The sequence below is a fragment of the Streptomyces sp. NBC_00775 genome, from assembly GCF_036347135.1.
GTDB lineage: Bacteria > Actinomycetota > Actinomycetes > Streptomycetales > Streptomycetaceae > Streptomyces > Streptomyces lutosisoli.
In genome coordinates this window covers 8,956,596-8,982,788 of the sequence record NZ_CP108938.1, presented here as the reverse complement: position 1 = coordinate 8,982,788, position 26,193 = coordinate 8,956,596, and the positions used below count along the sequence as shown (strand labels likewise).

Annotated in this window: 23 protein-coding genes; 4 read left to right on the top strand and 19 right to left on the bottom strand. The window is 70.8% G+C overall.

All coding sequences use genetic code 11. The features are described from left to right. Positions 1-38: 38 nt before the first annotated feature. Positions 39-2,225: an MMPL family transporter gene (locus tag OIC96_RS39920; RefSeq protein ID WP_330303156.1), complete on the top strand. Its 2,187-nt coding sequence runs from the start codon at positions 39-41 to the stop codon at positions 2,223-2,225. A gap of 50 nt (positions 2,226-2,275) precedes the next feature. Here OIC96_RS39920 and OIC96_RS39915 read toward each other — a convergent pair whose 3' ends face one another. Next, positions 2,276-3,709 carry an RsmB/NOP family class I SAM-dependent RNA methyltransferase gene (locus OIC96_RS39915; RefSeq protein ID WP_330303157.1) on the bottom strand — a complete coding sequence of 478 codons (1,434 nt, stop codon included), beginning with the start codon at positions 3,707-3,709 and terminating at the stop codon, positions 2,276-2,278. A 139-nt stretch (positions 3,710-3,848) separates the two neighbouring features. On the opposite strand from OIC96_RS39915, the gene OIC96_RS39910 reads away from it, so the two are divergent. Beyond that, positions 3,849-3,977 (top strand): hypothetical protein, encoded by a 129-nt coding sequence (locus OIC96_RS39910; RefSeq protein ID WP_330303158.1) that lies wholly within the window; start codon positions 3,849-3,851, stop codon positions 3,975-3,977. 254 nt (positions 3,978-4,231) lie between these two features. On the opposite strand, the gene fmt is transcribed toward OIC96_RS39910, so the two are convergent. Next, positions 4,232-5,164, bottom strand: a complete 933-nt coding sequence (gene fmt / locus OIC96_RS39905; protein WP_330303159.1) for a methionyl-tRNA formyltransferase — start codon at positions 5,162-5,164, stop codon at positions 4,232-4,234. 520 nt (positions 5,165-5,684) lie between these two features. On the opposite strand from fmt, the gene OIC96_RS39900 reads away from it, so the two are divergent. Beyond that, positions 5,685-6,227 (top strand): hypothetical protein, encoded by a 543-nt coding sequence (locus OIC96_RS39900; RefSeq protein WP_330303160.1) that lies wholly within the window; start codon positions 5,685-5,687, stop codon positions 6,225-6,227. A gap of 125 nt (positions 6,228-6,352) precedes the next feature. Here the strand turns inward: OIC96_RS39900 and OIC96_RS39895 are convergent, their stop codons facing one another. The 14 genes from OIC96_RS39895 to pyrR all read right to left on the bottom strand — a co-directional run bounded on the left by OIC96_RS39895 (position 6,353) and on the right by pyrR (position 23,015). Next, positions 6,353-8,500 carry a primosomal protein N' gene (locus tag OIC96_RS39895; RefSeq protein WP_330303161.1) on the bottom strand — a complete coding sequence of 716 codons (2,148 nt, stop codon included), beginning with the start codon at positions 8,498-8,500 and terminating at the stop codon, positions 6,353-6,355. Between the two features lie 228 nt (positions 8,501-8,728). Further along, positions 8,729-9,937 (bottom strand): methionine adenosyltransferase, encoded by a 1,209-nt coding sequence (gene metK, locus OIC96_RS39890; protein ID WP_330303162.1) that lies wholly within the window; start codon positions 9,935-9,937, stop codon positions 8,729-8,731. A 240-nt stretch (positions 9,938-10,177) separates the two neighbouring features. Next, a complete protein-coding gene (coaBC, locus tag OIC96_RS39885) occupies positions 10,178-11,380 on the bottom strand; it encodes a bifunctional phosphopantothenoylcysteine decarboxylase/phosphopantothenate--cysteine ligase CoaBC (protein WP_330310019.1) in 1,203 nt (400 codons plus the stop codon). Between the two features lie 116 nt (positions 11,381-11,496). Next, a complete protein-coding gene (gene rpoZ / locus OIC96_RS39880; protein WP_003982715.1) occupies positions 11,497-11,769 on the bottom strand; it encodes a DNA-directed RNA polymerase subunit omega in 273 nt (90 codons plus the stop codon). A gap of 37 nt (positions 11,770-11,806) precedes the next feature. Next, positions 11,807-12,364, bottom strand: coding sequence for a guanylate kinase (gmk, locus tag OIC96_RS39875; RefSeq protein ID WP_330303163.1), 558 nt, complete (start codon positions 12,362-12,364; stop codon positions 11,807-11,809). 37 nt (positions 12,365-12,401) lie between these two features. After that, on the bottom strand, positions 12,402-12,725 hold the full coding sequence (locus OIC96_RS39870) for an integration host factor (protein ID WP_016638838.1): 324 nt from the start codon (positions 12,723-12,725) through the stop codon (positions 12,402-12,404). 278 nt (positions 12,726-13,003) lie between these two features. Continuing rightward, a complete protein-coding gene (pyrF, locus tag OIC96_RS39865) occupies positions 13,004-13,846 on the bottom strand; it encodes an orotidine-5'-phosphate decarboxylase (protein WP_330303164.1) in 843 nt (280 codons plus the stop codon). Then, complete coding sequence (locus tag OIC96_RS39860; protein WP_330310020.1) at positions 13,843-14,949, bottom strand: quinone-dependent dihydroorotate dehydrogenase; 1,107 nt, start codon at positions 14,947-14,949, stop codon at positions 13,843-13,845. The genes pyrF and OIC96_RS39860 overlap by 4 nt, the downstream gene beginning before the upstream one ends. 100 nt (positions 14,950-15,049) lie before the next feature. After that, complete coding sequence (gene carB / locus OIC96_RS39855) at positions 15,050-18,358, bottom strand: carbamoyl-phosphate synthase large subunit (protein WP_330303165.1); 3,309 nt, start codon at positions 18,356-18,358, stop codon at positions 15,050-15,052. Further along, complete coding sequence (gene carA, locus OIC96_RS39850) at positions 18,351-19,508, bottom strand: glutamine-hydrolyzing carbamoyl-phosphate synthase small subunit (protein ID WP_330303166.1); 1,158 nt, start codon at positions 19,506-19,508, stop codon at positions 18,351-18,353. The genes carB and carA overlap by 8 nt, the downstream gene beginning before the upstream one ends. Then, positions 19,505-20,053, bottom strand: coding sequence for a PH-like domain-containing protein (locus OIC96_RS39845; protein WP_406502244.1), 549 nt, complete (start codon positions 20,051-20,053; stop codon positions 19,505-19,507). Before OIC96_RS39845 ends, carA begins: the two co-directional genes overlap by 4 nt. Positions 20,054-20,067: 14 nt before the next feature. Next, positions 20,068-21,354, bottom strand: a complete 1,287-nt coding sequence (locus tag OIC96_RS39840; protein ID WP_330303168.1) for a dihydroorotase — start codon at positions 21,352-21,354, stop codon at positions 20,068-20,070. Between the two features lie 4 nt (positions 21,355-21,358). Beyond that, complete coding sequence (locus OIC96_RS39835; protein ID WP_327427241.1) at positions 21,359-22,336, bottom strand: aspartate carbamoyltransferase catalytic subunit; 978 nt, start codon at positions 22,334-22,336, stop codon at positions 21,359-21,361. Between the two features lie 88 nt (positions 22,337-22,424). Then, positions 22,425-23,015 carry a bifunctional pyr operon transcriptional regulator/uracil phosphoribosyltransferase PyrR gene (gene pyrR, locus OIC96_RS39830; protein ID WP_330303169.1) on the bottom strand — a complete coding sequence of 197 codons (591 nt, stop codon included), beginning with the start codon at positions 23,013-23,015 and terminating at the stop codon, positions 22,425-22,427. 254 nt (positions 23,016-23,269) lie between these two features. On the opposite strand from pyrR, the gene bldD reads away from it, so the two are divergent. Next, positions 23,270-23,770 (top strand): transcriptional regulator BldD, encoded by a 501-nt coding sequence (gene bldD / locus OIC96_RS39825; protein ID WP_067366005.1) that lies wholly within the window; start codon positions 23,270-23,272, stop codon positions 23,768-23,770. A gap of 231 nt (positions 23,771-24,001) precedes the next feature. Here the strand turns inward: bldD and nusB are convergent, their stop codons facing one another. From nusB to OIC96_RS39810, 3 genes are read right to left on the bottom strand one after another with little or no spacing between them, the layout of a single operon-like run. After that, positions 24,002-24,436: a transcription antitermination factor NusB gene (gene nusB / locus OIC96_RS39820; RefSeq protein ID WP_330303170.1), complete on the bottom strand. Its 435-nt coding sequence runs from the start codon at positions 24,434-24,436 to the stop codon at positions 24,002-24,004. A gap of 2 nt (positions 24,437-24,438) precedes the next feature. Next, positions 24,439-25,005 (bottom strand): elongation factor P, encoded by a 567-nt coding sequence (efp, locus tag OIC96_RS39815; protein ID WP_330303171.1) that lies wholly within the window; start codon positions 25,003-25,005, stop codon positions 24,439-24,441. A 59-nt stretch (positions 25,006-25,064) separates the two neighbouring features. Next, positions 25,065-26,171 (bottom strand): aminopeptidase P family protein, encoded by a 1,107-nt coding sequence (locus tag OIC96_RS39810; protein ID WP_330303172.1) that lies wholly within the window; start codon positions 26,169-26,171, stop codon positions 25,065-25,067. Positions 26,172-26,193 lie beyond the last annotated feature (22 nt).

The window sequence follows — 26,193 nt, the reverse complement described above, 5'->3', positions numbered from 1 at the left end:
ACGGCCGACCGGGACCAGCCGCGGCTACGGGGGTGGCCATGAAGGACGGGAATCAGCGCCACGTGCGCCAGGGACTCATCGGGTTCGTGTGCGGGCGGCGCGGCAAGTGGCTGATCGTCGGCCTGTGGCTGGTGGCGCTCGTGGTGGCGGCACCGCTCGCCTCCAAACTCACCGACGCCCAGGACAACGACGCGGCCTCCTGGCTGCCCGGGTCCGCCGAGTCCACCCAGGTCCTCAACACGTCCAACAAGTTCCGGCCGGAGCAGATCCCGGCGGTCGTCGTGTACGCCCGCGAGGGCGGGCTGACCGCCCAGGACAAGCAGCGGATCGTCCAGGACGTCCAGCAGATCAAGGCGCTCACGGCCCACGGCGTACGCGGCGCGGAGACGCGCGGCCCCGTCTACGACAAACCGTCCGCACCGAAGGCCGCCCAGATCTACGTCCCGATCACGATGGAGAAGACGGGCTGGGAGGAGCTCGCGCCCGCGGTCGACTCGCTGCGCGACCAAGTCGGCAAGGGCGGGGGCGGGCTCGCGGTGCACATCACCGGACCCGGCGGCACCTCCGCCGACTTCTCCAAGGCCTTCGAGGGCATCGACTCGACCCTGCTGTTCTCGGCGATGGGCGTCGTGATCGTGATGCTGCTGCTCACCTATCGCAGCCTGGCCCTGATCTTCGTCCCGCTGATCGGTGTGGTCGTCGCGCTCTTCACCTCCCAGGCGCTGATCTATCTCCTCGCGAAACACGCGGGTCTGACCGTCAACGGGCAGAGCGCGGGCATCCTCACGGTCCTTGTCTTCGGCGCGGGCACGGACTACGCGCTGCTCCTGGTCGCCCGCTACCGCGAGGAGCTGCGCCGCCACGAGGACCGCCACGAGGCGATGGCCCTCGCCCTGAACCGGGCGGGCCCGGCGGTGCTGGCGTCCGGCGCGACGGTCGTCCTGAGCATGCTGGTGCTGCTCGCCGCCGAGATGAACTCGACGCGGGGCCTCGGCCCGGTGGCCGCGATCGGCGTGTCCATCGCCCTCCTCGCCATGCTCACGCTCTTCCCGGCCCTGCTGCTGGTCTTCGGCCGCTGGATCTTCTGGCCGGCGATCCCACACCTCGGCTCGTCCGATCCGACCGCGAGCGGTGTCTGGGCCCGCATGGGCCGCCGTATCGCCGTCCGCCCGCGCGCCGTCTGGGGCGCCACCGCCCTCGCCCTGGCGGCCCTCTCCTTCGGCCTGCTGCAGATCCACGCCCAGGGCATCGGCAACGCGGACGCGTTCACCGGCAGGCCGGACTCGATCGTCGGGCAGGAGGTGTCCGCGCGGTACTTCCCGGCGGGCAGCGGTGATCCCCTGGTCATCGTCGCCGGCCAGGCCCAGGGCGACCAGGTCAGGAGCGCGGTGGCCGGTACGAAGGGTGTGGTGCCGGACAGCATCAGCGTGCCGGAGGGCACGAAATCCTCGTACGACGGCAAGGTGCTGTTCGAGGCCACGATGACCGCCCCGTCCGACAGCGAGGCCGCCAAACGGACGGTCGAGCGGGTACGGGACGCGGTGCACGCCGTGCCGGACGCCGACGCCAAGGTGGGCGGCGGCACCGCGGCCCTGCTCGACATGGACGCGGCGACCACCCACGACAACATCCTGATCATCCCGGCGGTGCTGCTGGTCGTCCTGCTGATCCTGGGTCTGCTCCTGCGCGCCCTGGTGGCCCCGCTGCTGCTGATCGGGACGGTCGTCCTGTCCTTCGCGGCGGCCCTCGGCGCCAGCGCGCTCGCCTTCAGGCACCTCTTCGACTACGCGGGCGAGCAGACGGACTTCCCGCTGTTCGTGTTCGTGTTCCTGGTCGCCCTCGGCATCGACTACAACATCTTCCTGAGCACCCGGATCCGCGAGGAGGCGGGCCACCAGGGCACCCGCACGGGCGTGGTGACGGGCCTGGCGGCGACGGGCGCGGTCATCACCTCCGCGGGCCTGGTCCTGGCGGGCACCTTCGCCGCCCTCGCCACCCTCCCGATGGTCGCCTTCGCCGAGATCGGCTTCGCCGTCGCCCTGGGCGTGCTCCTGGACACCTTCATCGTCCGGTCGATCCTGGTGACGTCCCTGTTCCTGGACGTCGGACCGAAGGTGTGGTGGCCGCACCGCCTGTCGCACGAGCACACGGCGGCACGGCCCGCGGTGACTTTGTCGGCGACTCCGGAACCGGCGGCACGGCCGGGCGGGCCCTCGGCGGACTAGGACAGGCGGGACTGACCCGGACGCTCTCGGCCGACCGGGAGGTCAGACGGTCAGGCGGTCCGGCGGATCAGTGCCAGATACATGGCGTCCGTCCCGTGCAGATGCGGCCACAGCTGTACGTCGGGGCCGTCGCCCAGGGCCGGTACGCCCGGCAGGAGCGGGCGGGCGTCGAGCAGCTCCGCGGAGCCGCCGTCGTAGTGCTTGAGCACGTCGTCGACGACCGCGCGGGTCTCGGCGAGGTGCGGCGAGCAGGTCGCGTACCCGACGACGCCGCCGACCCGTACGGAGTCGAGCGCCGTGCGCAGCAGCCCGCGCTGGAGCGGCGCGAAGCCGTCCAGATCCTCGGGGCGGCGCCGCCAGCGGGCCTCGGGACGGCGGCGCAGGGCGCCAAGGCCCGTGCAGGGCACGTCCATGAGCACGCGGTCGAAGGTGCCGGGCAGCCACGGCGGACGGGTGCCGTCGGCGGCGATGACCTGGTACGGGCCGGGGTTGCCCGCGAGCGCCTTCGCCACCAGGCCGGCCCGGTGCGGTTGCTTCTCGGAGGCGAGCAGCAGGGCACCGCGTTCGGCGGCGAGCCCGGCGAGCATGGCGGCCTTGCCGCCGGGTCCTGCGCAGCCGTCCAGCCAGGCCTTGTCGGGTCCGTCGAGGGGTGCGTTGGCGAGGGCGAGCGCGACCAGTTGGCTGCCCTCGTCCTGGACGCCCGCACGGCCCTCGCGCACGGCGTCGATGGCGCCCGGCTCACCGCCCTCGGTGAGCCGCACGGCGTAGGGAGACCAGCGCCCCGGCAGCCCGGACTCGTCCCCGACGGCGTCGAGGAGCTCGTCGGCGGTGGAGCGCCCGGGCCGGGCGACGAGCGTGACCTCGGGCCGCTCGTTGTCGGCTTCGAGCAGATCCTCGATCCCGGCACGGCCACCGCCGAGGGAGTCCCACAGCGCGGAGACGACCCAGCGTGGGTGGGAGTGCACGACCGCGAGATGCTCCTCGGGGTCCTCTTCGTAGGGCGGCGCGACCTGCTCCAGCCAGCCGTCGAGATCCTGCTGCGCGACCTTGCGCAGCACGGCGTTGACGAACTTGGCCCGCCCGTCGCCGAGCACGACCCGGGCGAGCTCGACGGAGGCCGACACCGCGGCGTGCGTGGGAATGCGCGTGCCGAGCAGCTGATGCGCACCGAGGCTGAGCACATCGAGCACGGGCGGATCGACTTCCCTGAGCGGCCGGTCGACACAGGCCGCGATGACAGCGTCGTACGTCCCCTGCCGGCGCAGCGTCCCGTACACCAGCTCGGTGGCCAGCGCCGCGTCCCGCCCGTCGAAGTCACCCTTCTCGCGCGCCTTCCGCAGCAGCGGCGGCAGAACGAGGTTCGCGTACGCGTCCCGCTCGTCCACGGCCCGCAGCGCCTCGAAGGCGAGCATACGGACCGGGTCCTTCTGGGGACGGCGGTAGGGCTTGCCGGGCTTGTGCGGCCGACGGGACTGCTCACTCACGAAAAATGTGCTCCGGATCCGGGAAAAGGTGCGTCTATCAGCGTACGCCGAGGGGTTCGTACTGGGGCGGCGCCGGGGTCGTAACCGAGGCCGAGGCGGTGGGCCTGGGCCGAACCGGGCCGGGCCGTGGCCTCGGGCGGTGCGGCGTGGCTGGGGTGGTGGGTTCTGGCCGGGGACGAGCCGGGCCGTGGCCAGGCGCTGGGGCATGGCCGAGGCGGTGGCCCGGCAGGAGGGCGGGGTCGCGGCCGGGGCCAAGCAGGTCGCGTGAAGTCCGCTGCGGTTCCGCAGCGCCCTGAAGGGGCGCGGGGCTGTGACACCATGCGGCTCCGCCGCGTGGGCGCGACCAGCCACGACGGCGCCGCAGACGATCGGCGGCATTTCGCGGCACATCCAGCGGAGCGCTCAGCCCGAGGCCTGGCCGAAGCCGGGGCCAGCCCGAGGCCGGGGCCGAAGGCGGGCGGCGGCCCGGACTCGGCTCCAGCCCTGAGCCGGCCTCGGACCAGGCTCCAGCCCGGGCCGAGGTCAGACCCCCAGCCGCTCCCCGGAGGGAATCCGCACCCCGCGCGCCCAGTCCGCGGCGCGCATCGGCTTCTTGCCCTGGGCCTGGACCCAGAGCAGCTCGACGGCGCACGAACCGGTCCCGACGTACACGTTGTTCTTGCCGACGGACAGCTCGCCCGGGGCGAGGTCCGTGCGGTCGGGCACGGACGCGACCTGGATGAGCTTGAGCCGCTCGCCACGGAAGACGGTCCAGGCACCGGGCGCGGGGGTGCACCCGCGCACGACCCGGTCGACGCGCAGTGCCGGGGCGGACCAGTCGATGTGGGCGTTCTCGACGGCGATCTTCGGCGCCATGGTGATGCCGTCGGCGGGCTGCGGCACGGCCTTGAGGCTGCCGTCCTCGATCCCGTCCATCGTCGCGGCGAGCAGCCCGGACCCGGCGAAGGCGAGCCGGGTGAGCAGGTCCCCGCTGGTGTCGGTGGGCCGGACCTCCTCGGTGACGGTTCCGTACACGGGTCCCGAGTCGAGCCCCTCCTCGATGAGGAAGGTGGAGGCACCGGTGATCTCGTCGCCGGCCATGATCGCGTGCTGCACGGGGGCGGCACCGCGCCACGCGGGCAGCAGGGAGAAGTGCAGATTGACCCAGCCCTGTGCGGGGATGTCGAGGGCGACGCGGGGCAGCAGCGCCCCGTACGCGACGACGGGGCAGCAATCGGGCGCGATCTCCCTGAGCCGGGCCAGGAACTCCTCGTCCCGCGGCTTCACCGGCTTCAGCACCTCGATCCCGGCCTCCTCCGCCCGCTGGGCGACCGGACTCGCGACAAGGTGTCGCCCCCGCCCGGCCGGCGCGTCGGGCCGCGTGACGACAGCGGCGACCTCGTGCCGCCCGGAGGCGATCAGGGCGTCCAGAGCGGGAACGGCGACCTCGGGGGTACCTGCGAAGACAAGCTTCATGGGTGGCGGTTGGCCTCTCGGGCGGGAGTTCGTTACCCCCCGCACACGTGCCGACTGGGCCGGAGTACGGGGCAGCGCACCAGTCTATGCGGCACGGAGGCTCGGGGGCTCGGGAGTTCCGTGCGTGCCATGTCCGAGCGGGCGGAGGCCATGCCCGGGCGGGCCGCGGACACCACGTCCAAGTACGGCCCACGTGCCTTGCTTCACCGAACCACGTGCCTCGCCGGGCCCCTGCGCCTCCGGGTCCTGCGTGTGCCCCCTCAAGCCCCCTGAAGACCGGCAGCCGTCGGCGACGGCCCGCCCCCACGGGAGACCCGTACGTGACACCCGACTCGCACGGGAGGTGCGCGGGTGGGAGAAGAAGCGGGGGCGTACGCCTCAAGACGCGCCCCGTGCATATGCCCTTACGCCCCCAATGCGTGACCAGCGGAGCGTAAACGCGTTGGTCAAGAAAGAGTTGACCACAACGGGCCGCAGTCGCGGCCCGATCCTTTTCAACGCCGGTTCGAGAGGCTTGTTCATGGCCGACCACGCAACCCACGACGCCCAGGCTCGGGCCAGCCTGCACTTGCTGGTGCGGGACATCGAGCGGGTCCGCCGGCAGGTGGACGCACTGCGCACGCTCACCGCCCAACTGGGCAACGTCTACCGCCCGCGCCGCTCCGGCCCCTCCACGGGCTTCGTCGTCTACGGACGCGCTCCCGCCCCGACCGTCCGCCTCGCCCAGGAGCTGCGGGACAGCGTCGAGACCCTGGTCACGGCCGCCGTGGACTTCGACCGCTCACTCGGTTTCTCGTGGGACGCGGTGGGCTCGGCGCTCGGGGTCACCAAACAGGCGGTGCACCGCCGTTACGGCGCCCGCCGCGCCACCGCCCAGGCGGCCGCCGAGGCCGAGCGGGCCACGGAGACATCGGGCACCCGCACGGTAGCCGTCAACACCGGCATCCCCACGGTGCCGACGGTCCCCGCAGCCCGCTCCATGCCGACCCAGCCGACGGCGGGCAGTCCCACCCTCCGCGAAGAGGTCAGGCCCACGGCATTCCCGGGCCCGCGCAACGGCTGACCGCAACGGGCTGACCCACTCCCCGTCTGCCTCCCGGAGCCAACAGCCCCGGGAGGCAGCCCGACGGACAGACCGTCACCCGAAGTTCATGGCCATACCGTCACTCGAAGTTCACGGGCACACCGTCACCCAATGTCCGGCGGATCGACCCGAATCCGTACGGGCTCGCTCCCCCCACGCGCCATCCGCGCCGCCTGCGCGGTCTTCAGCGCGGCCGCGAGCGCGGCACCGCTCCCCGGCGGCACCCGAATGAGCACACGCTCCCAATGCTCCCCGGGCGGCGGCCCGCCAACCCGCCGCGGACGCCCGGCCTCCGTGACGGCCATCGGCACGGGCCCCAACACCTCCGCGTCGCGAGGCAGTTCGGCCGCGGCCAGAAACCCGGCGAGGGCCTCCGGCGTACCGGAGACGGCCGCCATCCGTGAGACAGGCGGAAACCCCAGCTCGGCCCGCTCGGCGAGCTCACGCACCGCGTGCCCGACCGGATCCCACCGTACGAGCGCCTGAACGGGCCGCAGGGTCGGCTCGGCGACGACCACCACCGTGCCCCCGGCCCCCTGCGGACGGACGAGCGACGCAGCCGCCATCCACCGCCGCAACGCGTCCTCACCGGCCCGCAGATCGGGCCGCCCGAGCATCGCCCAGCCGTCGAGCAGCAACGCTGCGGCATACCCGCCCTCGGCAACGGGCTCGGCCCCAGGCGTACTGACGACAAGGGCGGGCGCCTCGGACACCGTGTCCAACACCTGCTCCCGCCCGGACGTCCGCACCGCCACGGCCGGAAACGCCCGCCCCAGCTCCTCGGCGGTACGCCGCGCCCCGACGATCTGCGCCCGCAGCCGGAACCCGCCGCACTCGGGGCAGTGCCAGGCCGCCTCGTCCCGCCCGCACCACGCGCACCTCAGCACCCCGGCGTCCTGCCCCTCCAACGGCCCGGCGCAGTGCCGGCACCGCGCGGGCGCCCGGCATTGCGCACACGCCATCCGGGGCACATACCCCCGCCGGGGCACCTGCACGAGCACGGGCCCCTGCCGCAGCCCCTCCCTGACGACCTGCCAGGCGAGCGTGGGCAGCCGCGCGGCCCGAGCGGCCTCGTCCCGCGCGAGATCCCCGTCCCCCACGGTCCGCACGAGTGGCGCGGTCCCCCGCACCTGCTCCCGCTCCGCGACCAGCGGCAGCGCCCATCCGCTCTCGACGAGCTGTGCCGCCTCGACGGTGCAGCTCCAACTCCCCAGCAGAAAGGCACACTTGTCATGGGCGGCCCTCAGCAGCAGCACTTCCCGCGCATGCGGCTGGGGCGCGTGCGGCTCGCTGTGGCTGCCGTCCCCGTCGTCCCAGATGACGACGAGCCCCAGATCCCGCACAGGCGCGAACATGGCGGCCCGGGTCCCGACAACGGCCCGTACGGACCCACGCCGCACGGCCAGCCACTCCCGATACCGCTTCTCGGGCCCGGCCTCGGCGGTGAGCACCGCATGGCGCCCTTCCCCCAGCAACGAGGAGAGCGCGACGTCCACACGCGCCACGGCCCGCCCGTCCGGTACGACGACGAGCGCGCCCCGCCCCGAGGCGAGCGTCGCGCCCACGGCCCTGGCGATTTCCTCGGCCCAGCCGGGCCCGGGCAACGCGTTCCACACGGCCCGCGGTGCCCCGCCCGCGGCGAGCGATTCCAGAAAGGCCGCCCCCCGCCCGTACCGCACCCAGGACCCGACCGCGGGCACACCGGGAACCGGCAACGGCGCGGGCGAGGGCTTCTGTTCGGCCCGCGCGTTCCTCGGCGGCACCGCGAGTTGCAGCACATCGGCGAGACTGCCCGCATACCGGTCGGCGACGGCCCGTGCGAGCCCGAGCAGCTCGGGCCCGAGGACAGGCTCGGGAGACACCACCTGAGCCAGCGCGGCGAGCGGCCCGGAGTAGTCGGACTCGGCGAGCCGCTCGACGAGAAACCCGTCGATCAGCCCACCACCCTCACGTCGCCCGCCCCGCACATTGCGTCCCCCGGCGCCGAAGCGCACCCGGACCCGCACCCCCGGCTGAGCGGCCTCGTCCAACTCCTCGGGCACCGCGTAGTCGAAGTACCGGTCGAGATGCAGCACACCCTTGTCGACCAGCACACGCGCGACGGGCCGCTCCTTGGCAAGCGCGGCCCCCCGCCACGTCCGCGGCTTCGCCTTCGGCTCCCTGGCCTTGCGCACACCCTCACGAATCAGCGCAAGCTGCTCGGGCGGCGCACCCTCCGCGCCACCCTCACCCCGCCCATTCGCGCTGCTCACAGCAACATTCCTACCAGACCGCACTGACACCGCCGCCCGCCCGAGATCAACCCGGCCGCGGATCACGAACGCCCTGCGGGCGCGTCTGCCACGGGCCACTCGGCCATACCCGTCCAGGACCGGCAGCAGGATTCGAACCTGCCCGGAACACCACCCGACGGCACCGACGCAGGAAACGGCGAGGCCCGGCGCCCCCAAAGGGCACCGGGCCTCGCCGAACAGCTGGTTCTACAGGCCGGCGGCCTTGCGCAGCGCGTCCACCCGGTCCGTGCGCTCCCACGTGAAGTCGGGCAGCTCGCGGCCGAAGTGGCCGTACGCGGCGGTCTGGGAGTAGATCGGGCGCAGCAGGTCGAGGTCGCGGATGATGGCCGCCGGGCGGAGGTCGAAGACCTCGGTGATGGCGGTCTCGATCTTCTCGGCGTCGACCTTGGCGGTGCCGAACGTCTCGACGAAGAGGCCGACGGGCTCGGCCTTGCCGATGGCGTAGGCGACCTGGACCTCGCAGCGGGAGGCGAGGCCCGCGGCGACGACGTTCTTCGCGACCCAGCGCATCGCGTACGCCGCCGAGCGGTCGACCTTGGACGGGTCCTTGCCGGAGAAGGCGCCGCCGCCGTGGCGGGCCATGCCGCCGTACGTGTCGATGATGATCTTGCGGCCGGTCAGGCCGGCGTCGCCCATCGGGCCGCCGATCTCGAAGCGGCCGGTGGGGTTGACCAGGAGGCGGTAGCCCTCGGTCTCCAGCTTGATGCCGTCGTCGAGGAGGGCCTTCAGCTCCGGCTCGACCACGAACTCGCGGATGTCGGGCGCGAGGAGGGAGTCCAGGTCGATGTCGCTCGCGTGCTGCGAGGAGACGACGACCGTGTCCAGGCGGACCGCCTTGTCACCGTCGTACTCGATGGTGACCTGGGTCTTGCCGTCCGGGCGGAGGTAGGGGATCGTGCCGTTCTTGCGGACCTCGGACAGCCGCTTGGACAGCTTGTGCGCCAGGTGGATCGGCAGCGGCATCAGATTCGGCGTCTCGTCCGTCGCGTACCCGAACATCAGGCCCTGGTCGCCGGCACCCTGCTTGTCCAGCTCGTCCTCGTCGCCCTCGACACGCTGCTCGTACGCCGTGTCGACGCCCTGCGCGATGTCCGGGGACTGGGAGCCGATCGACACCGACACGCCACAGGAAGCGCCGTCGAAGCCCTTCTTCGACGAGTCGTAGCCGATCTCCAGGATCTTGTCCCGGACCAGCTGGGCGATCGGCGCGTAAGCCTTGGTCGTGACCTCGCCGGCCACATGCACCAGGCCGGTCGTGATCAGCGTCTCCACGGCGACCCGGGACGTCGGGTCCTCGCGCAGAAGCGCATCGAGAATGGTGTCGCTGATCTGGTCAGCGATCTTGTCGGGGTGACCCTCGGTCACAGACTCCGAGGTGAACAGGCGACGGGACACAACGCTCCCTGAGGTTGCAGCGGCTGCTGGCTGATCATTGGCGGACGTGACGAGAGCTGCGCTCGGCGTCGTCCGAGAACAGTTTATCGGTCGCACTCGCCCGCAGACCCCTCTGTCTCGCTTCTCGGAAGCGCTGTGACCTGCGGCACGCGCATTCTGCGCCATGACGCCGGGTCTCCACCAGAGTCGCCGCAGCCGTTTTCGCGCGGATGGAGGCGACTGTTGAGGTGAATGAGACATTCACCTCAGACGGCGTGTCACCAGGTCCCACACGATATCGGCCAGAGCTTCCTTGGGTCCGTACGGCACCGGGGTCTCGCTGCCGTCGGCTCCCAGCACCACGGCCTCGTTCTCCTCGGAACCGAAGGTCTTGCGCTCCCCCACCTCGTTCACGACGAGGAGGTCGCATCCCTTGCGCTCCAGTTTCGTACGACCGTTGGCGAGGACGTCGTCCGTCTCGGCGGCGAAGCCGACAATCACCTGGCCGGGGCGCGCACGGTCCGCCGATATCTCCGCGAGGACGTCCGGATTACGGATCAGAACGACCGGCTCCGGTTCCTGGCCGTCCTTCTTCTTGATTTTCCCGGCCGCGTACGCCGCCGGGCGGAAGTCCGCCACGGCCGCGGCCATCACCACGGCGTCGGCGTCCGGGGCCGCCTTCAGCACCGCCTCGCGCAGCTGCACGGCGGTCCCCACCTGGACGACGTCCACGCCCGCCGGGTCCGGCAGTCCGGTGTTCGCGGCGATCAGCGTGACCCGGGCGCCCCGCGCGGCCGCGGTGCGGGCGAGAGCGTACCCCTGCTTGCCGGAGGAGCGGTTGCCGAGGAAGCGGACCGGGTCGAGCGGCTCGCGCGTGCCGCCCGCGCTGACGACGACGTGACGGCCGGCGAGATCCGGCTCGGTGACGCCGCGTGCGAGGACGCGGCGACAGATCTCGAAGATCTCCCCCGGGTCGGGCAGCCGGCCCTTGCCGGTGTCCACGCCGGTCAGACGCCCCACCGCGGGCTCGATGACGACGGCGCCGCGGCGGCGCAGCGTCGCCACGTTCTCCTGAGTGGCCGGGTGTTCCCACATCTCGGTGTGCATGGCGGGCGCGAAGACGACCGGACAGCGAGCGGTGAGCAGGGTGTTCGTGAGGAGGTCGTCGGCCAGGCCGTGGGCCGCCTTGGCCAGCATGTCGGCCGTCGCGGGGGCCACGACCACCAGGTCGGCGTGCTGTCCGATGCGGACGTGCGGGACCTCGTGGACGTCCGACCAGACCTCGGTGGAGACGGGGTGGCCGGAGAGCGCGGACCAGGTGGCGGCGCCGACGAAGTGCAGCGCGGACTCGGTGGGGACGACCCGTACGTCGTGGCCCGACTCCGTCAGCCTGCGCAGCAGCTCACAGGCCTTGTACGCGGCGATGCCACCGCTGACCCCCAGAACGACCTTCGGCTTGCCCACCAGGGCCTCCCCGCACTCGAGACACGCACGCCCCGGCTCGAAGACGTACGACTCCATGACACACCACAGGCCCGACAGTCGCGCCGCCGGGCCTGGGATGAGGAAATAAACAGTGACTACTGCGCGGGGCCCTCAACGGCCTCGGACGTCAGCAGACCCGCGTTGATCTCACGCAGGGCGATGGAGAGCGGCTTCTCGTGGACGTGGGTGTCCACGAGCGGACCGACGTACTCGAGGAGGCCCTCGCCGAGCTGGGAGTAGTACGCGTTGATCTGACGGGCGCGCTTGGCGGCGTAGATCACGAGGCTGTACTTCGAGTCGGTGGCCTCAAGAAGCTCGTCGATCGGAGGGTTGATGATGCCCTCGGGCGCGGTGATGGAAGAGGACACGCTCTGCCTTCCGAAAGGTGGAAAAAGACCTGAAAGATCAAACAACTTCCATCAAGGCTAGCAGCTCGCGTGCTACGTCCTCGACCGAGGTGTTGACCAGGGTGACATCGAACTCCGGCTCGGCCGCCAGCTCGATCTTGGCCGCCTCCAGGCGGCGCTCGATCACCTCGGGCGGCTCGGTGCCCCGCCCGGTGAGCCTGCGCACCAGCTCCTCCCAGGAGGGAGGAGCCAGGAACACGAGCTGGGCCTCGGGCATGGACTCACGGACCAGCCGGGCGCCCTGGAGGTCGATCTCCAGGAGGACCGGCTCACCCGCCTCCAGCCGCTCCAGGACGGCCGCACGCGGCGTCCCGTAACGGTTGCCGGCGAATTCGGCCCACTCCAGGAGCTCGCCGTTGGCGATCAGCTTGTCCATCTCCTCGTCGGAGACGAAGAAGTAGTGGACACCATGCTTCTCACCGGGGCGCGGCTTGCGGGTCGTCGCCGACACCGAGAGCCAGACCTCGGGGTGTTCCTTGCGCATATGGGCGACGACCGTGCTCTTGCCGACCCCTGAGGGGCCGGAGAGCACGGTCAGCCGCGGACGTTCACTCATGCAGCGATTATTCCAGCAATCCCGGTATGCCCAGGACTCAGGCGCCGGAGCCGCCGAACTCACGCTCCAAGGAGGCGATCTGGTTCGAGCCGAGGCCACGCACGCGGCGGCTCTCGGAGATCCCGAGTCGCTCCATGATCTGCTTGGCGCGGACCTTGCCCACGCCCGGCAGGGACTCGAGGAGAGCGGAGACCTTCATCTTGCCGATGACGTCATTCTCCTGGCCCTGCTTGATGACCTCGTGAAGGGAGGCGCCGGAGTGCTTGAGTCGATTCTTGACCTCGGCCCGCTCCCGGCGAGCCGCGGCGGCCTTTTCGAGCGCGGCTGCGCGCTGTTCAGGGGTAAGGGGCGGAAGAGCCACGCCTACGTCACCTCGGATGTCGATCTGTCGGATACGGACCGGTGAGGAACCTAGTCGCCCCACACCTGGGGAGCCACGAGCAACACGCTTGCCCGTTCACCCTGCGTCGGAGACTAGCGGGCAAGTCCGCCAGAGTCAGCGAGAACAGCGGAAAAGTCCTGGTCAGCCTCCCTGGAGCCCGACATTTCCGACATACTGCCCCGGATTTGAGGATGTATTCAGACTCGAGGCACTCCGAAGACACTCATCGGAGGACTGCCGAGCGGCTGTCGGAGGACTCAGGCGGCCGTCACAGCCGCCCGGATCTCCTCCGCGAAGCGCTCCGCGGACTCACGCAGCGCGACCACGTCGGGACCGTGACGCAGAACACCCCGGCTGACGTTCGGGACGACATTGCGCACCGCCGCCCCGAAGACACCCGCCAGATCGGCGGCCGTGGCCCCCTGGGCGCCGATTCCGGGTGCAAGGAGAGGTCCGTTGATGTCCAGGTCGTAGGAGGAGAGGTCGCCCAGCGTGGCGCCGACGACCGCGCCGAAGGATCCCAGGGGCGTCTCCCCCGTGTTCTCGGCGGCCAGGTGCGCGAGCATCGTCGCTCCGACGTTCCGGCCGTCCCCGCGGACCGCGTGCTGCACCTCGCCGCCCTCCGGGTTGGAGGTGAGCGCGAGCACGAAGAGCCCGGCCCCGCTCTCGCGCGCCAGCTCCACCGCGGGCTTCAGCGAGCCGTAGCCCAGATACGGCGACACGGTCAGCGCGTCCGAGAAGAGCGGCGCGTCCTTGCGCAGGAAGGTCTCCGCGTACGCGGCCATGGTCGAGCCGATGTCGCCACGCTTGGCGTCCATCACGACCAGCGCCCCGGCCGCCCGCGCCTCCTCGACCGACTTCTCCAGGACGGCGATCCCGCGCGACCCGAAGCGCTCGAAGAACGCGCTCTGCGGCTTGAGGACGGCGACCCGGTCGGCCAGCGCCTCGACGACCGTGCGGCTGAAGCGCTCCAGGCCCGCGATGTCGTCGTTCAGACCCCAGTCGCCGAGCAGGGAGGCGTGCGGGTCGATGCCCACGCACAGCGGGCCGCGCTCGTCCATGGCACGGCGAAGACGTGCGCCAAAGGGTTCCAGGCTCATGCGGACTTCCTCACGTCGGCGCCGACCGCGTCGGCGAGGGTGGCGTACGGGCTCGTACGGAGGCGCGCGGCGAGCCCCTTGTGGATGGCGCGGCCCCAGAAGGGGCCCTCGTAGATGAAGGCGCTGTAGCCCTGCACCAGCGTGGCGCCGGCCAGGATGCGCTGCCAGGCGTCCTCGGCGTTCTCGATGCCGCCGACGCCCACCAGGGTGATGCGGTCGCCCACGCGCGCGTAGAGGCGGCGCAGCACCTCCAGGGAGCGTGCCTTCAGCGGGGCGCCGGAGAGTCCCCCGGTCTCCTTGACCAGAGAGGGCCCGGACTTCAAACCGAGTCCCTCGCGCGCGATGGTGGTGTTCGTGGCGATGATCCCGTCCAGGCCGAGCTCGACGGCCAGGTCGGCGACCGCGTCGACGTCCTCGTCGGCGAGGTCGGGCGCGATCTTGACGAGGAGCGGCACACGCCGGTCGGTGACCGCACGGTCGGCGGCCTCGCGGACGGCGCTCAGGAGGGGCCGCAGCGCCTCCGTGGCCTGGAGATTGCGCAGGCCCGGCGTGTTCGGCGAGCTCACATTGACCACGAGATAGTCGGCGTGCCGGGCGAGCCGCTCGGTCGACTTCACGTAGTCGCCGACGGCCTCCTCCTCGGGGACGACCTTGGTCTTGCCGATGTTGACGCCCACGACGGTCCTGAAGACGGGCGTACGAGCCCCCAGGCGCTCGCTGACGGCCGCGGAACCCTCGTTGTTGAACCCCATGCGGTTGATCAGCGCCCGGTCCGGCACAAGGCGGAACAGCCGCTTCTTGGGGTTGCCGGGCTGCGGCTCCCCCGTCACGGTGCCGATCTCGATGTGGTCGAAGCCGAGCATCGACATCCCGTCGACGGCGACCGCGTTCTTGTCGAAGCCGGCCGCGAGCCCGAACGGGCCGTGCATCCGCAGCCCGAACGCCTCGGTCCGCAGTTCCTTGAAGCGGGGCGCGAGCGCGGCGGCGATGAAGGTGCGCAGCACGGGGATGCGGACGGCGAGCCGGATCCAGCGGAAGGCCAGATGGTGGGCCTGCTCCGGGTCCATCCGCTTGAAGACGAGGTTGAAGAAGAGCTTGTACATGGTCATGTCCTCGAAAGAGCCCGGTGAAGGGGTCTGGAGAGCCCGGTGAAGGGGCCTCATGAAGAGGGGGACACCGTTTCCGGTGTCCCCCTCAGGGCTGCTAGTCGCGGGCCGCGGTCAGATGCTCGGCGTGTTCCTGGAGTGAACGCACGCCCACGTCACCGTGGTTGAGCGCGTCGATGCCCTGGACGGCGGCGGCGAGCGCCTGGACCGTCGTCAGGCACGGCACGGACCGGGCCACGGCGGCCGTACGGATCTCGTAGCCGTCGAGGCGGCCACCGGTGCCGTACGGCGTGTTGACGATGAGGTCGACCTGGCCGTCGTGGATGAGCTGGACGATGGTCTTCTCGCCGTTCGGGCCCTCGCCCTCGCTCTGCTTGCGCACGACCGTGGCGTTGAGGCCGTTGCGCTTGAGCACCTCGGCCGTACCGGACGTGGCGAGCAACTCGAAGCCGTGGGCGACGAGTTCACGCGCCGGGAAGATCATCGAGCGCTTGTCGCGGTTGGCGACCGAGATGAAGGCACGGCCCTTGGTCGGCAGCGGACCGTACGCGCCCGCCTGGGACTTGGCGTACGCCGTGCCGAACACCGAGTCGATGCCCATGACTTCACCGGTGGAGCGCATCTCCGGGCCGAGCACCGTGTCGACGCCGCGCCCGTGGATGTCGCGGAACCGCGACCACGGCATGACGGCTTCCTTGACGGAGATCGGCGCGTCCAGCGGGAGCGTGCCGCCGTCGCCGTTGGCGGGCAGCAGCCCCTCGGCGCGCAGTTCGGCGACGGTCGCGCCCAGCGAGATCCGGGCGGCGGCCTTCGCCAGCGGCACCGCGGTCGCCTTCGAGGTGAAGGGGACGGTGCGCGAGGCACGCGGGTTGGCTTCGAGGACGTACAGGATGTCGCCCGCCATGGCGAACTGGATGTTGATCAGTCCGCGGACCCCGACACCCTTCGCGATGGCCTCGGTGGAGGCCCGCAGGCGCTTGATGTCGAACCCGCCGAGCGTGATCGGGGGCAGCGCGCACGCCGAGTCGCCGGAGTGGATACCGGCCTCCTCGATGTGCTCCATGACGCCGCCGAGGTAGAGCTCCTCGCCGTCGTACAGCGCGTCGACGTCGATCTCGATCGCGTCGTCGAGGAACCGGTCGACCAGGACGGGCCGGGAGGGGCTGATCTCGGTCGACTCGGCGATGTAGGACGACAGCCGCGTCTCGTCGTACACGATCTCCATGCCGCGCCCGCCGAGCACGTACGACGGCCGTACGAGGACGGGGTAGCCGATCTCGTCGGCGATGGCCTTGGCCCCGGCGAACGTGGTGGCCGTGCCGTGCTTGGGGGCCGGGAGTCCGGCCTCCGCGAGGACCTGCCCGAAGGCACCGCGGTCCTCGGCGGCGTGGATCGCCTCGGGGGGCGTACCGACGATCGGCACGCCGTTGTCCTTGAGCGCCTGCGCCAGGCCCAGCGGCGTCTGGCCGCCGAGCTGCACGATCACACCCGCGACCGGACCGGCCAGCGTCTCCGCGTGGACGATCTCCAGCACGTCTTCGAGCGTCAGCGGCTCGAAGTACAGGCGGTCGGAGGTGTCGTAGTCCGTGGAGACGGTCTCGGGGTTGCAGTTGACCATCACGGTCTCGTAGCCGGCGTCGCTGAGCGCGAAGGAGGCGTGGACGCAGGAGTAGTCGAACTCGATGCCCTGGCCGATGCGGTTCGGGCCGGAGCCGAGGATGATGACGGCCGGCTTCTCGCGGGAGGCGACCTCCGTCTCCTCGTCGTAGGAGGAGTAGAAGTACGGCGTATTGGCCGCGAACTCGGCGGCGCAGGTGTCGACCGTCTTGTACACCGGGCGCACGCCCAGCGCGTGCCGCACCTCGCGCACGACGTCCTCGCGGAGCCCGCGGATCTCGGCGATCTGCGCGTCGGAGAAGCCGTGCCGCTTGGCCTCGGCGAGCAGCTCCGGTTCCAGCTTGTCGGCCGCGGCCAGCTCGTCCGCGATCTCCTTGATCAGGAACAGCTGGTCGACGAACCACGGGTCGATCTTCGTCGACTCGAAGACCTCCTCGGGCGTGGCGCCCGCGCGGATGGCCTGCATGACGGTGTTGATGCGCCCGTCGGTCGGCCGCACGGCCTCCGCCAGCAGCTCACTCTTGTCGCCCGGCTCGCCGACGAAGGTGAACTGGCTGCCCTTCTTCTCCAGCGAGCGCAGCGCCTTCTGCAGCGCCTCGGTGAAGTTGCGGCCGATCGCCATGGCCTCGCCGACCGACTTCATGGTCGTGGTGAGGGTGGAGTCGGCGCTCGGGAACTTCTCGAAGGCGAAGCGCGGGGCCTTGACCACGACGTAGTCGAGCGTCGGCTCGAAGGACGCCGGGGTCTTCTCGGTGATGTCGTTCGGGATCTCGTCGAGCGTGTAGCCGACGGCGAGCTTCGCGGCGATCTTGGCGATCGGGAAGCCGGTCGCCTTGGAGGCGAGGGCCGAGGAGCGGGACACGCGCGGGTTCATCTCGATGACGATGACCCGGCCGTCCTCGGGGTTCACCGCGAACTGGATGTTGCAGCCGCCGGTGTCGACGCCGACCTCGCGGATGACCGCGATGCCGATGTCGCGCAGGATCTGGTACTCGCGGTCGGTGAGCGTCATCGACGGGGCAACGGTGATCGAGTCACCGGTGTGCACGCCCATGGGGTCGAAGTTCTCGATGGAGCAGACGACCACGACGTTGTCGTGCTTGTCGCGCATCAGCTCCAGCTCGTACTCCTTCCAGCCGAGGATGGACTCCTCCAGGAGCACCTCGGTGGTCGGGGAGAGCGTCAGGCCCTGACCGGCGATGCGGCGCAGCTCCTCCTCGTCGTGCGCGAAGCCGGAGCCGGCGCCGCCCATGGTGAAGGAGGGGCGGACGACGACGGGGTAGCCGCCGAGCGTCTCGACGCCCCCGAGCACGTCGTCCATGGAGTGGCAGATCACGGACCGGGCGGACTCGCCGTACCCGATCTTCGCGTTCACCGCTTCCACGACGCCCTTGAAGAGGTCGCGGTCCTCGCCCTTGTTGATCGCCTCGACGTTGGCGCCGATGAGCTCGACGCCGTACTTCTCGAGGGTCCCGGACTCGTGCAGCGAGATGGCGGTGTTGAGCGCCGTCTGACCGCCGAGGGTGGGCAGCAGGGCGTCCGGCCGCTCCTTGGCGATGATCTTCTCGACGAACTCGGGAGTGATCGGCTCGACGTACGTGGCGTCGGCGATCTCCGGGTCGGTCATGATCGTCGCCGGGTTGGAGTTGACCAGGATGACCCTGAGCCCCTCGGCGCGCAGGATGCGGCACGCCTGGGTGCCGGAGTAGTCGAACTCGGCGGCCTGGCCGATGACGATCGGGCCGGAGCCGATGACCAGGACGGACTGGATATCGGTGCGCTTAGGCACGCTGGCCCTCCATCAGGGATACGAAGCGGTCGAACAGGTAGGCGGCGTCGTGCGGGCCCGCTGCCGCTTCGGGGTGGTACTGGACGCTGAAGGCCGGCTGGTCGAGGAGGTGAAGCCCCTCGACGACCTGGTCGTTCAGGCAGACGTGGGAGACCTCGGCGCGGCCGTAGGGGGTCTCGGAGACCTTGTCGAGCGGGGCGTCGACGGCGAAGCCGTGGTTGTGCGCGGTGACCTCGACCTTGCCGGTCGTGCGGTCCTGCACGGGCTGGTTGATGCCGCGGTGGCCGTACTTCAGCTTGTAGGTGCCGAAGCCGAGCGCGCGGCCCAGGATCTGGTTGCCGAAGCAGATGCCGAAGAGCGGCGTCTTGCGGGCGAGCACTTCCTGCATGACGGCCACCGGGCCGTCGGCGGTCGCCGGGTCACCGGGGCCGTTGGAGAAGAAGACACCGTCGGGGTTCACGGCGTACACGTCCTCGGCCGTGGCCGTCGCGGGCAGCACGTGCACCTCGATGCCGCGCTCGGCCATACGGTGCGGGGTCATGCCCTTGATGCCCAGGTCGACGGCGGCGACGGTGAACTTCTTCTCCCCGATGGCCGGGACGACGTACGTCTCCTTGGTGGCGACCTCGGCGGCGAGGTTCGCGCCCGCCATCTCGGGCGCCTGACGGACCTCGGCGAGCATCGTGCCCTCGTCGGGCAGCGCGTTGCCGGAGAAGATGCCGACCCGCATGGCGCCGCGCTCGCGCAGGTGGCGGGTGAGCGCACGCGTGTCGATGCCGCTGATGCCGACGACGCCCTGCTTGCGGAGCTCCTCGTCCAGCGAGCGCCGGGAGCGCCAGTTGGAGGGCACGCGCGCGGGGTCGCGTACGACGTAGCCCGCGACCCAGATCCGCTGCGACTCGGGGTCCTCGTCGTTGACGCCGGTGTTGCCGATGTGCGGGGCGGTCATCACGACGACCTGGCGGTGGTACGACGGGTCGGTGAGGGTCTCCTGGTAGCCGGTCATGCCGGTGGAGAACACCGCTTCGCCGAAGGTCTCCCCCACGGCCCCGTAGGCGCGGCCACGGAACATCCGGCCGTCCTCCAGGACGAGTACGGCGGGAGCTGCCTTGTGCCTCTGCGAGGCGACTCCCTGGATGGAGGTCGTCATCGTGCGCCTTCCGTTTCCGTCTTGTTGATCATGTTGGTCAGGGTCTCGACCCACCTGTTGTGCTCGGCCGCGCGGTCCGAGCGGAACCCGGAGTCGATCAGCTTGTCACCGTGCGCCCATGTGACGATGAGCAGTCCGCCCTCGCTGAGGACCTTGCCGGCGATTCCCTTGCCGAGCAGGGCCTCGCGCAGCGCCTCGGCCGGGATGAAGAAGTCGGTGGCCCCGGGGCGTACGACGTCCAGTCCCGCGTCCGTCAGCGTGAGCTCGACCCGGCTGCGGGTGCCCAGGCCGTGCGCCACGATACGGTCGAGCCACTGCCCGGCGGTGGTGGAACCGTGGTAGCGGCCGCTCATGCTCAGTCTCGCCGGGCCCGGATCTTCCGGCGCGGTGGGGAGCTCGGGCAGGTCACCCTGGAGGGTGCCGCGCCACTTCCAGCCCTCGCGCATCAGCCAGTAGACGAGGGCGACGAAGAGGGCCAGGCCGACGAGCCAGCCGGCCCGGGCGGCCCAGTCGGTCACTTCCGCCGACTTCTGTTCGGCGGCCATCGGGATGAGAGGTGTCACGCGAGCTTCCCGTCGACGAGGGTGGCCTTGCCCCGCAGCCAGGTGTGCGTGACCCGGCCCGGCAGCTCACGGCCCTCGTAGGGAGTGTTGCGGCTGCGCGAGGCGAAGCCCGCGGGGTCCACGGCCCCACGGTATTCCGTGTCGACCAGCGTGAGGTTGGCGGGCTCACCTGCCGAGACGGGACGGCCGTGGCCCTGCGCCTGGCCGATCTGCGCGGGCTTGACGGACATGCGGTCGGCGACACCGGCCCAGTCGAGCAGTCCGGTCTCGACCATCGTCTGCTGCACGACGGACAGTGCGGTCTCGAGCCCCACCATGCCCATGGCGGCGGCGGCCCACTCGCAGTCCTTGTCCTCGTGCGGGTGCGGGGCGTGGTCGGTGGCGACGATGTCGATCGTGCCGTCGGCGAGGGCCCCGCGCAGGGCCATGACGTCACGCTCGGTGCGCAGCGGCGGGTTGACCTTGTAGACCGGGTTGTACGTGCGGGCCAGCTCGTCGGTGAGGAGCAGGTGGTGCGGGGTGACCTCGGCGGTGACGTCGATGCCGCGGGACTTGGCCCAGCGCACGATCTCGACGCTGCCGGCGGTCGACAGGTGGCAGATGTGGACGCGGGAGCCGACGTGCTCGGCGAGCAGGACGTCCCGGGCGATGATCGATTCCTCGGCCACCGCCGGCCAGCCGCCGAGCCCCAGCTCGGCGGAGACGACGCCCTCGTTCATCTGGGCGCCCTCGGTGAGGCGGGGCTCCTGCGCGTGCTGCGCGACCACACCGCCGAAGGCCTTCACGTATTCGAGCGCCCGGCGCATGATCACGGCGTCGTCCACGCACTTGCCGTCGTCGGAGAAGACGGTCACCCCGGCCGCTGACTCGTGCATCGCGCCCAGCTCGGCGAGCTTCTTGCCCTCCAGGCCGACCGTGACGGCGCCGATGGGCTGCACATCGCAGTAGCCGTGCTCCTGGCCGAGCCGGTAGACCTGCTCGACCACACCGGCGGTGTCGGCGACCGGGAAGGTGTTGGCCATGGCGAACACGGCGGTGTAGCCGCCGCTCGCCGCCGCCCGGGTACCGGTCAGCACGGTCTCGGAGTCCTCGCGGCCCGGCTCGCGCAGATGGGTGTGCAGGTCGACGAGACCGGGGAGCAGCACCTTGCCGTCGGCCTCGACGACCTCGGCGCCCTCGGCCGAGAGGCCGGTACCGACCGCCTCGATGACAGCACCGTCGATCAGCACGTCCTGCGGCTCGCCGCCGAGCACCTTCGCACCGCGGATCAGGATCTTGCTCATGGTCTTACTTCTCCTCGGTACGGGTGTGGGTGACGGCGGGCTCGTTGCCGCCAAGGAGCAGGTACAGCACGGCCATCCGGATCGAGACTCCGTTGGCGACCTGCTCGACGACGGTGCAGCGCTCGGAGTCGGCGACCTCGGCGGTGATCTCCATGCCGCGGACCATCGGGCCGGGGTGCATCACGATGGCGTGCTCGGGCATCTTGGCCATGCGCTCGCCGTCGAGGCCGTAGCGCCGCGAATACTCGCGCTCGGTCGGGAAGAACGCCGCGTTCATCCGCTCGCGCTGGACACGCAGCATCATCACCGCGTCGGACTTGGAGAGGGTGCTGTCGAGGTCGTACGAGATCTCGCAGGGCCAGGTCTCGACGCCGACCGGCACCAGGGTGGGCGGGGCGACGAGGGTGACCTCGGCGCCGAGGGTGTGCAGCAGGTCGACGTTGGAGCGGGCGACCCGGCTGTGCAGGACGTCGCCGACGATCGTGATGCGCTTGCCGGCCAGGTCCTGTCCTATCCCGGCGTCCCGGCCGACGAGGCGTCGGCGCATGGTGAAGGCGTCGAGCAGGGCCTGCGTGGGGTGCTGGTGGGTGCCGTCGCCCGCGTTGATGACGGCGGCGTCGATCCAGCCGGAGGTGGCGAGCCGGTACGGGGCTCCGGAGGCGCCGTGCCGGATGACGACGGCGTCGACGCCCATGGCTTCGAGGGTCTGGGCGGTGTCCTTGAGGGACTCGCCCTTGGAGACGCTCGACCCCTTGGCGGTGAAATTGATGACGTCCGCGGAGAGGCGCTTCTCGGCGGCCTCGAAGGAGATCCGGGTGCGGGTCGAGTCCTCGAAGAAGAGGTTGACGACGGTGCGGCCGCGCAGGGTCGGCAGCTTCTTGATCGGCCGGTCGGCGACCCGTGCCATCTCCTCGGCGGTGTCGAGGATCAGGACGGCGTCGTCGCGGGTGAGGTCGGCGGCCGAGATGAGATGACGCTGCATCTGTCAGGCTCCGTAAGGCAGTTCAGTTCGGGAGGATTCGGGCAGGCAGAGCGCTCAAGGGCGTACGACAGCGGCGTACGCCGGAGGACTACTGCGGTGCGTCCGCGGAGGTCCGCTTCGCACCGAGCAGCACGGTGTCGCGACCGTCCTCCTCGGCGAGCTGGACCTTGACCGTCTCCCGCAACGACGTGGGGAGGTTCTTGCCGACGTAGTCGGCACGGATGGGCAGTTCGCGGTGGCCGCGGTCGACGAGGACCGCGAGCTGCACGGCGCGCGGGCGGCCGATGTCGTTCAGCGCGTCGAGCGCCGCGCGAATCGTGCGGCCGGAGAAGAGCACGTCGTCGACGAGGACGACGAGACGGCCGTCGATGCCGTCGCCGGGGATCTCGGTGCGGGCCAGCGCACGCGGCGGGTGCATGCGCAGGTCGTCGCGGTACATGGTGATGTCGAGGGATCCGACCGGGATCTTGCGATCGGTGATCTCTTCGAGCTTGTCGGCCAGCCTGCGGGCCAGGAAGACGCCTCGGGTCGGAATGCCGAGGAGCACCACGTCGTCGGCGCCCTTGGCGCGTTCGACGATCTCGTGGGCGATGCGGGTCAGCACACGCGCGATGTCGGGGGCTTCCAGCACGGGCCGTGCGTCGGCCTCGTACTGCTGCTTGTCGTGCTCTGTGTCCATAAGAAACGGACCTCCTTCTCCGCCTCACGGGACGGATCATTAAAGGACGTCGGAATTGCGCCATCCACGCTACCAGCCCGGCAACGCCCCTGATCACCACCCATTCGAGCCACCGCGGGTGACTCCCACGGAAGAGTCGGTCCGGACCATTCGGCTTGACGGGGAAGAGTAACGCTGCGTAACCTCACTGTGAGTCACAAGAGTCACCAGCCGCGCGGCGGAGCCGCACGTTGATACAGCGTCCGGGGAGCTATATGTCCAGCGAATACGCCAAACAGCTCGGGGCCAAGCTCCGCGCCATCCGCACCCAGCAGGGCCTTTCCCTCCACGGCGTCGAGGAGAAGTCCCAGGGACGCTGGAAGGCGGTCGTGGTCGGTTCGTACGAGCGCGGCGACCGCGCCGTCACCGTGCAGCGCCTCGCGGAGCTGGCGGACTTCTACGGGGTTCCGGTCCAGGAGCTGCTGCCGGGCACCACGCCGGGCGGAGCCGCCGAGCCGCCGCCGAAGCTGGTTCTCGACCTTGAGCGCCTTGCCCACGTGCCGGCCGAGAAGGCGGGCCCCCTGCAGCGCTACGCGGCGACGATCCAGTCGCAGCGCGGTGACTACAACGGCAAGGTGCTGTCGATCCGCCAGGACGACCTGCGCACGCTCGCCGTCATCTACGACCAGTCGCCCTCGGTCCTGACCGAGCAGCTGATCAGCTGGGGCGTCCTGGACGCGGACGCGCGCCGCGCGGTCTCCCACGACGAGGGCTGACCCCTTCGCACAGCTGAGCAGAAACGTGCCGCCGGGGTGGCCGGAACATCGCGTTCCGGCCACCCCGGCGGCTTTCTGCGGGCCTCAAGAGCCTCATGTGCACGGGAACGCCGGAGGGCCCGCAGCAGACGCGCTGCGGGCCCTCCGGCGTTTTTCGTACCTTCACGTACCTCGGCGTACGTCTCGTACGGCCGTGTACGCCTCGTACGTCCAAGCGGTGCCGAGCACCGCTCAGTCCTCGTCGCGGCGGAGCGACGGCTTCAGGTCCTTCAGCCGGCCCAGCAGGCCGTTCACGAACGAGGGCGACTCGTCCGTGGAGAACTCCTTGGCCAGCTGCACCGCCTCGTCGAGCACCACGGCGTCCGGGGTCTCGTCGACCCAGATCAGCTCGTAGGCACCGAGGCGCAGGATGTTGCGGTCGACGACCGGCATCCTGTCCAGCGTCCAGCCGACGGCGTACTGCGAGATGAGGTCGTCGATCCGGCGCACCTTGGTGGCGTACCCCTCGACCAGCTGCATCGTGTACTCGCTCACCGGCGGCTGCCGGGTGTCGGACCGGGAGTGCCGGATCCAGTCCGCGAGGACCGTCTGGACGTCCACGCCGCGCTGGTCGCCCTCGAAGAGGATCTGGAAGGCGCGCTTGCGGGCCGTGTTGCGGGCAGCCACGGTTAGCTGTTCACCCGGCCGAGGTAGTCGCTGGTGCGGGTGTCGACCTTGATCTTCTCACCGGTGGTGATGAAGAGCGGGACCTGGATCTGGTGGCCGGTCTCCAGGATGGCGGGCTTGGTGCCACCGGTGGAGCGGTCGCCCTGGACGCCCGGCTCGGTCTCCTGGATGACCAGCTCGACGGCGGCGGGCAGCTCTACGAAGAGCACCTCGCCCTCGTGCTGGGCGACGGTGGCCGTGAAGCCCTCGATCAGGAAGTTGGCGGCATCGCCGACGGACTTGCGGTCGACCATCAGCTGGTCGTACGTGTCCATGTCCATGAAGACGAAGTACTCGCCGTCCATGTACGAGAACTGCATGTCGCGCTTGTCGATCGTGGCCGTCTCGACCTTGACGCCGGCGTTGAACGTCTTGTCGACGACCTTGCCGGAGAGCACGTTCTTCAGCTTGGTGCGCACGAAGGCCGGGCCCTTGCCGGGCTTGACGTGCTGGAACTCGACGACGGACCAGAGCTGGCCTCCGTCGAGCTTGAGCACCAGGCCGTTCTTGAGGTCGTTCGTGGAAGCCACGGTTGCGGAATCTCCTGGACTGACGTGGACGACCCCGGGGCACGCGCGTAGCTCGAAGGCTAGAGCGCGAGCAGTTCCTTGGTCGTGATGGTGAGTAGCTCGGGTCCGCCGTCCGCCTCGGGGCGTACGACGAGCGTGTCATCGATCCGGACACCGCCCCGGCCCGGGAGGTGGACCCCCGGTTCGACGGTGACCGGCACGCAAGCGTCCAGTTTACCCATGGCCGCGGGGGCCAGCTGCGGGTCCTCGTCGATTTCGAGCCCCACACCGTGCCCGGTCAGCGGTGGAAGGCCTTCCGCATACCCCGCGGAGTCCAGTACCTGGCGGGCCGCGCGGTCCACGTCACGGTAGGAGGCCCCGGGTGCCAGCGCCTCCCGTCCGGCGCGCTGGGCGGCGAAGACGAGGTCGTACAGCTCGATCTGCCAGTCGGCGGGCGAGGTGCCGATCACGAACGTACGGCCGATCTCGCAGCGGTAGCCGCGATAGGTCGCGCCGAGACAGACGGAGAGGAAGTCGCCCTCCTCGACGCGCCGGTCGGTGGGCCGGTGGCCGCGCCGCCCCGAGTTCGGCCCGGTGCCGACCGAGGTCGCGAAGGCCGGGCCGTCGGCGCCGTGGTCGACCAGACGGCGCTCCAGCTCCAGGGCGAGATGGCGTTCCGTACGGCCGACCAGGATGGATTCGAGGAGCTCGCCCAGCGCCTGGTCGGCGATCTCGGCACCGATCCGCAGGCAGGAGATCTCCTCCTCGTCCTTGATGATCCGCAGCTGTTCCACCGCGCCGCCCAGGTCACCGAGGCGCAGCCGGGGCGCCACCGAGCCGATGGCCCGGTGCCGGGTCACCGTCAGATGGTGTTCCTCGACCGCGAGGGACTCGGCGCCCTGACCGGAGGCGACATCGGCGGCGGCCACGGCGGGGTCGCCGCCCGCGCGCGGCAGCACCTGCACCCGCAGTGCCTCGTCGGGACGTCCTTCATCGGCCTCGCCGCTCGGCGGACCGCCGCAGAGCAGCAGATCCTCACCCTTGCCGAGCAGGAGCACGGCACCTCGCGGGGCCGCGCCGGCGAGATACCTCACATTGGCCGGGCGGGTGACGAGTGCCGTCGCACTGCCGCCCGCCGTACAGCGTTCCCGGATCCGCTCTCTGCGCGCCGCGTACACCTCTGACATGAACCGAGCGTACGAGCGGTGG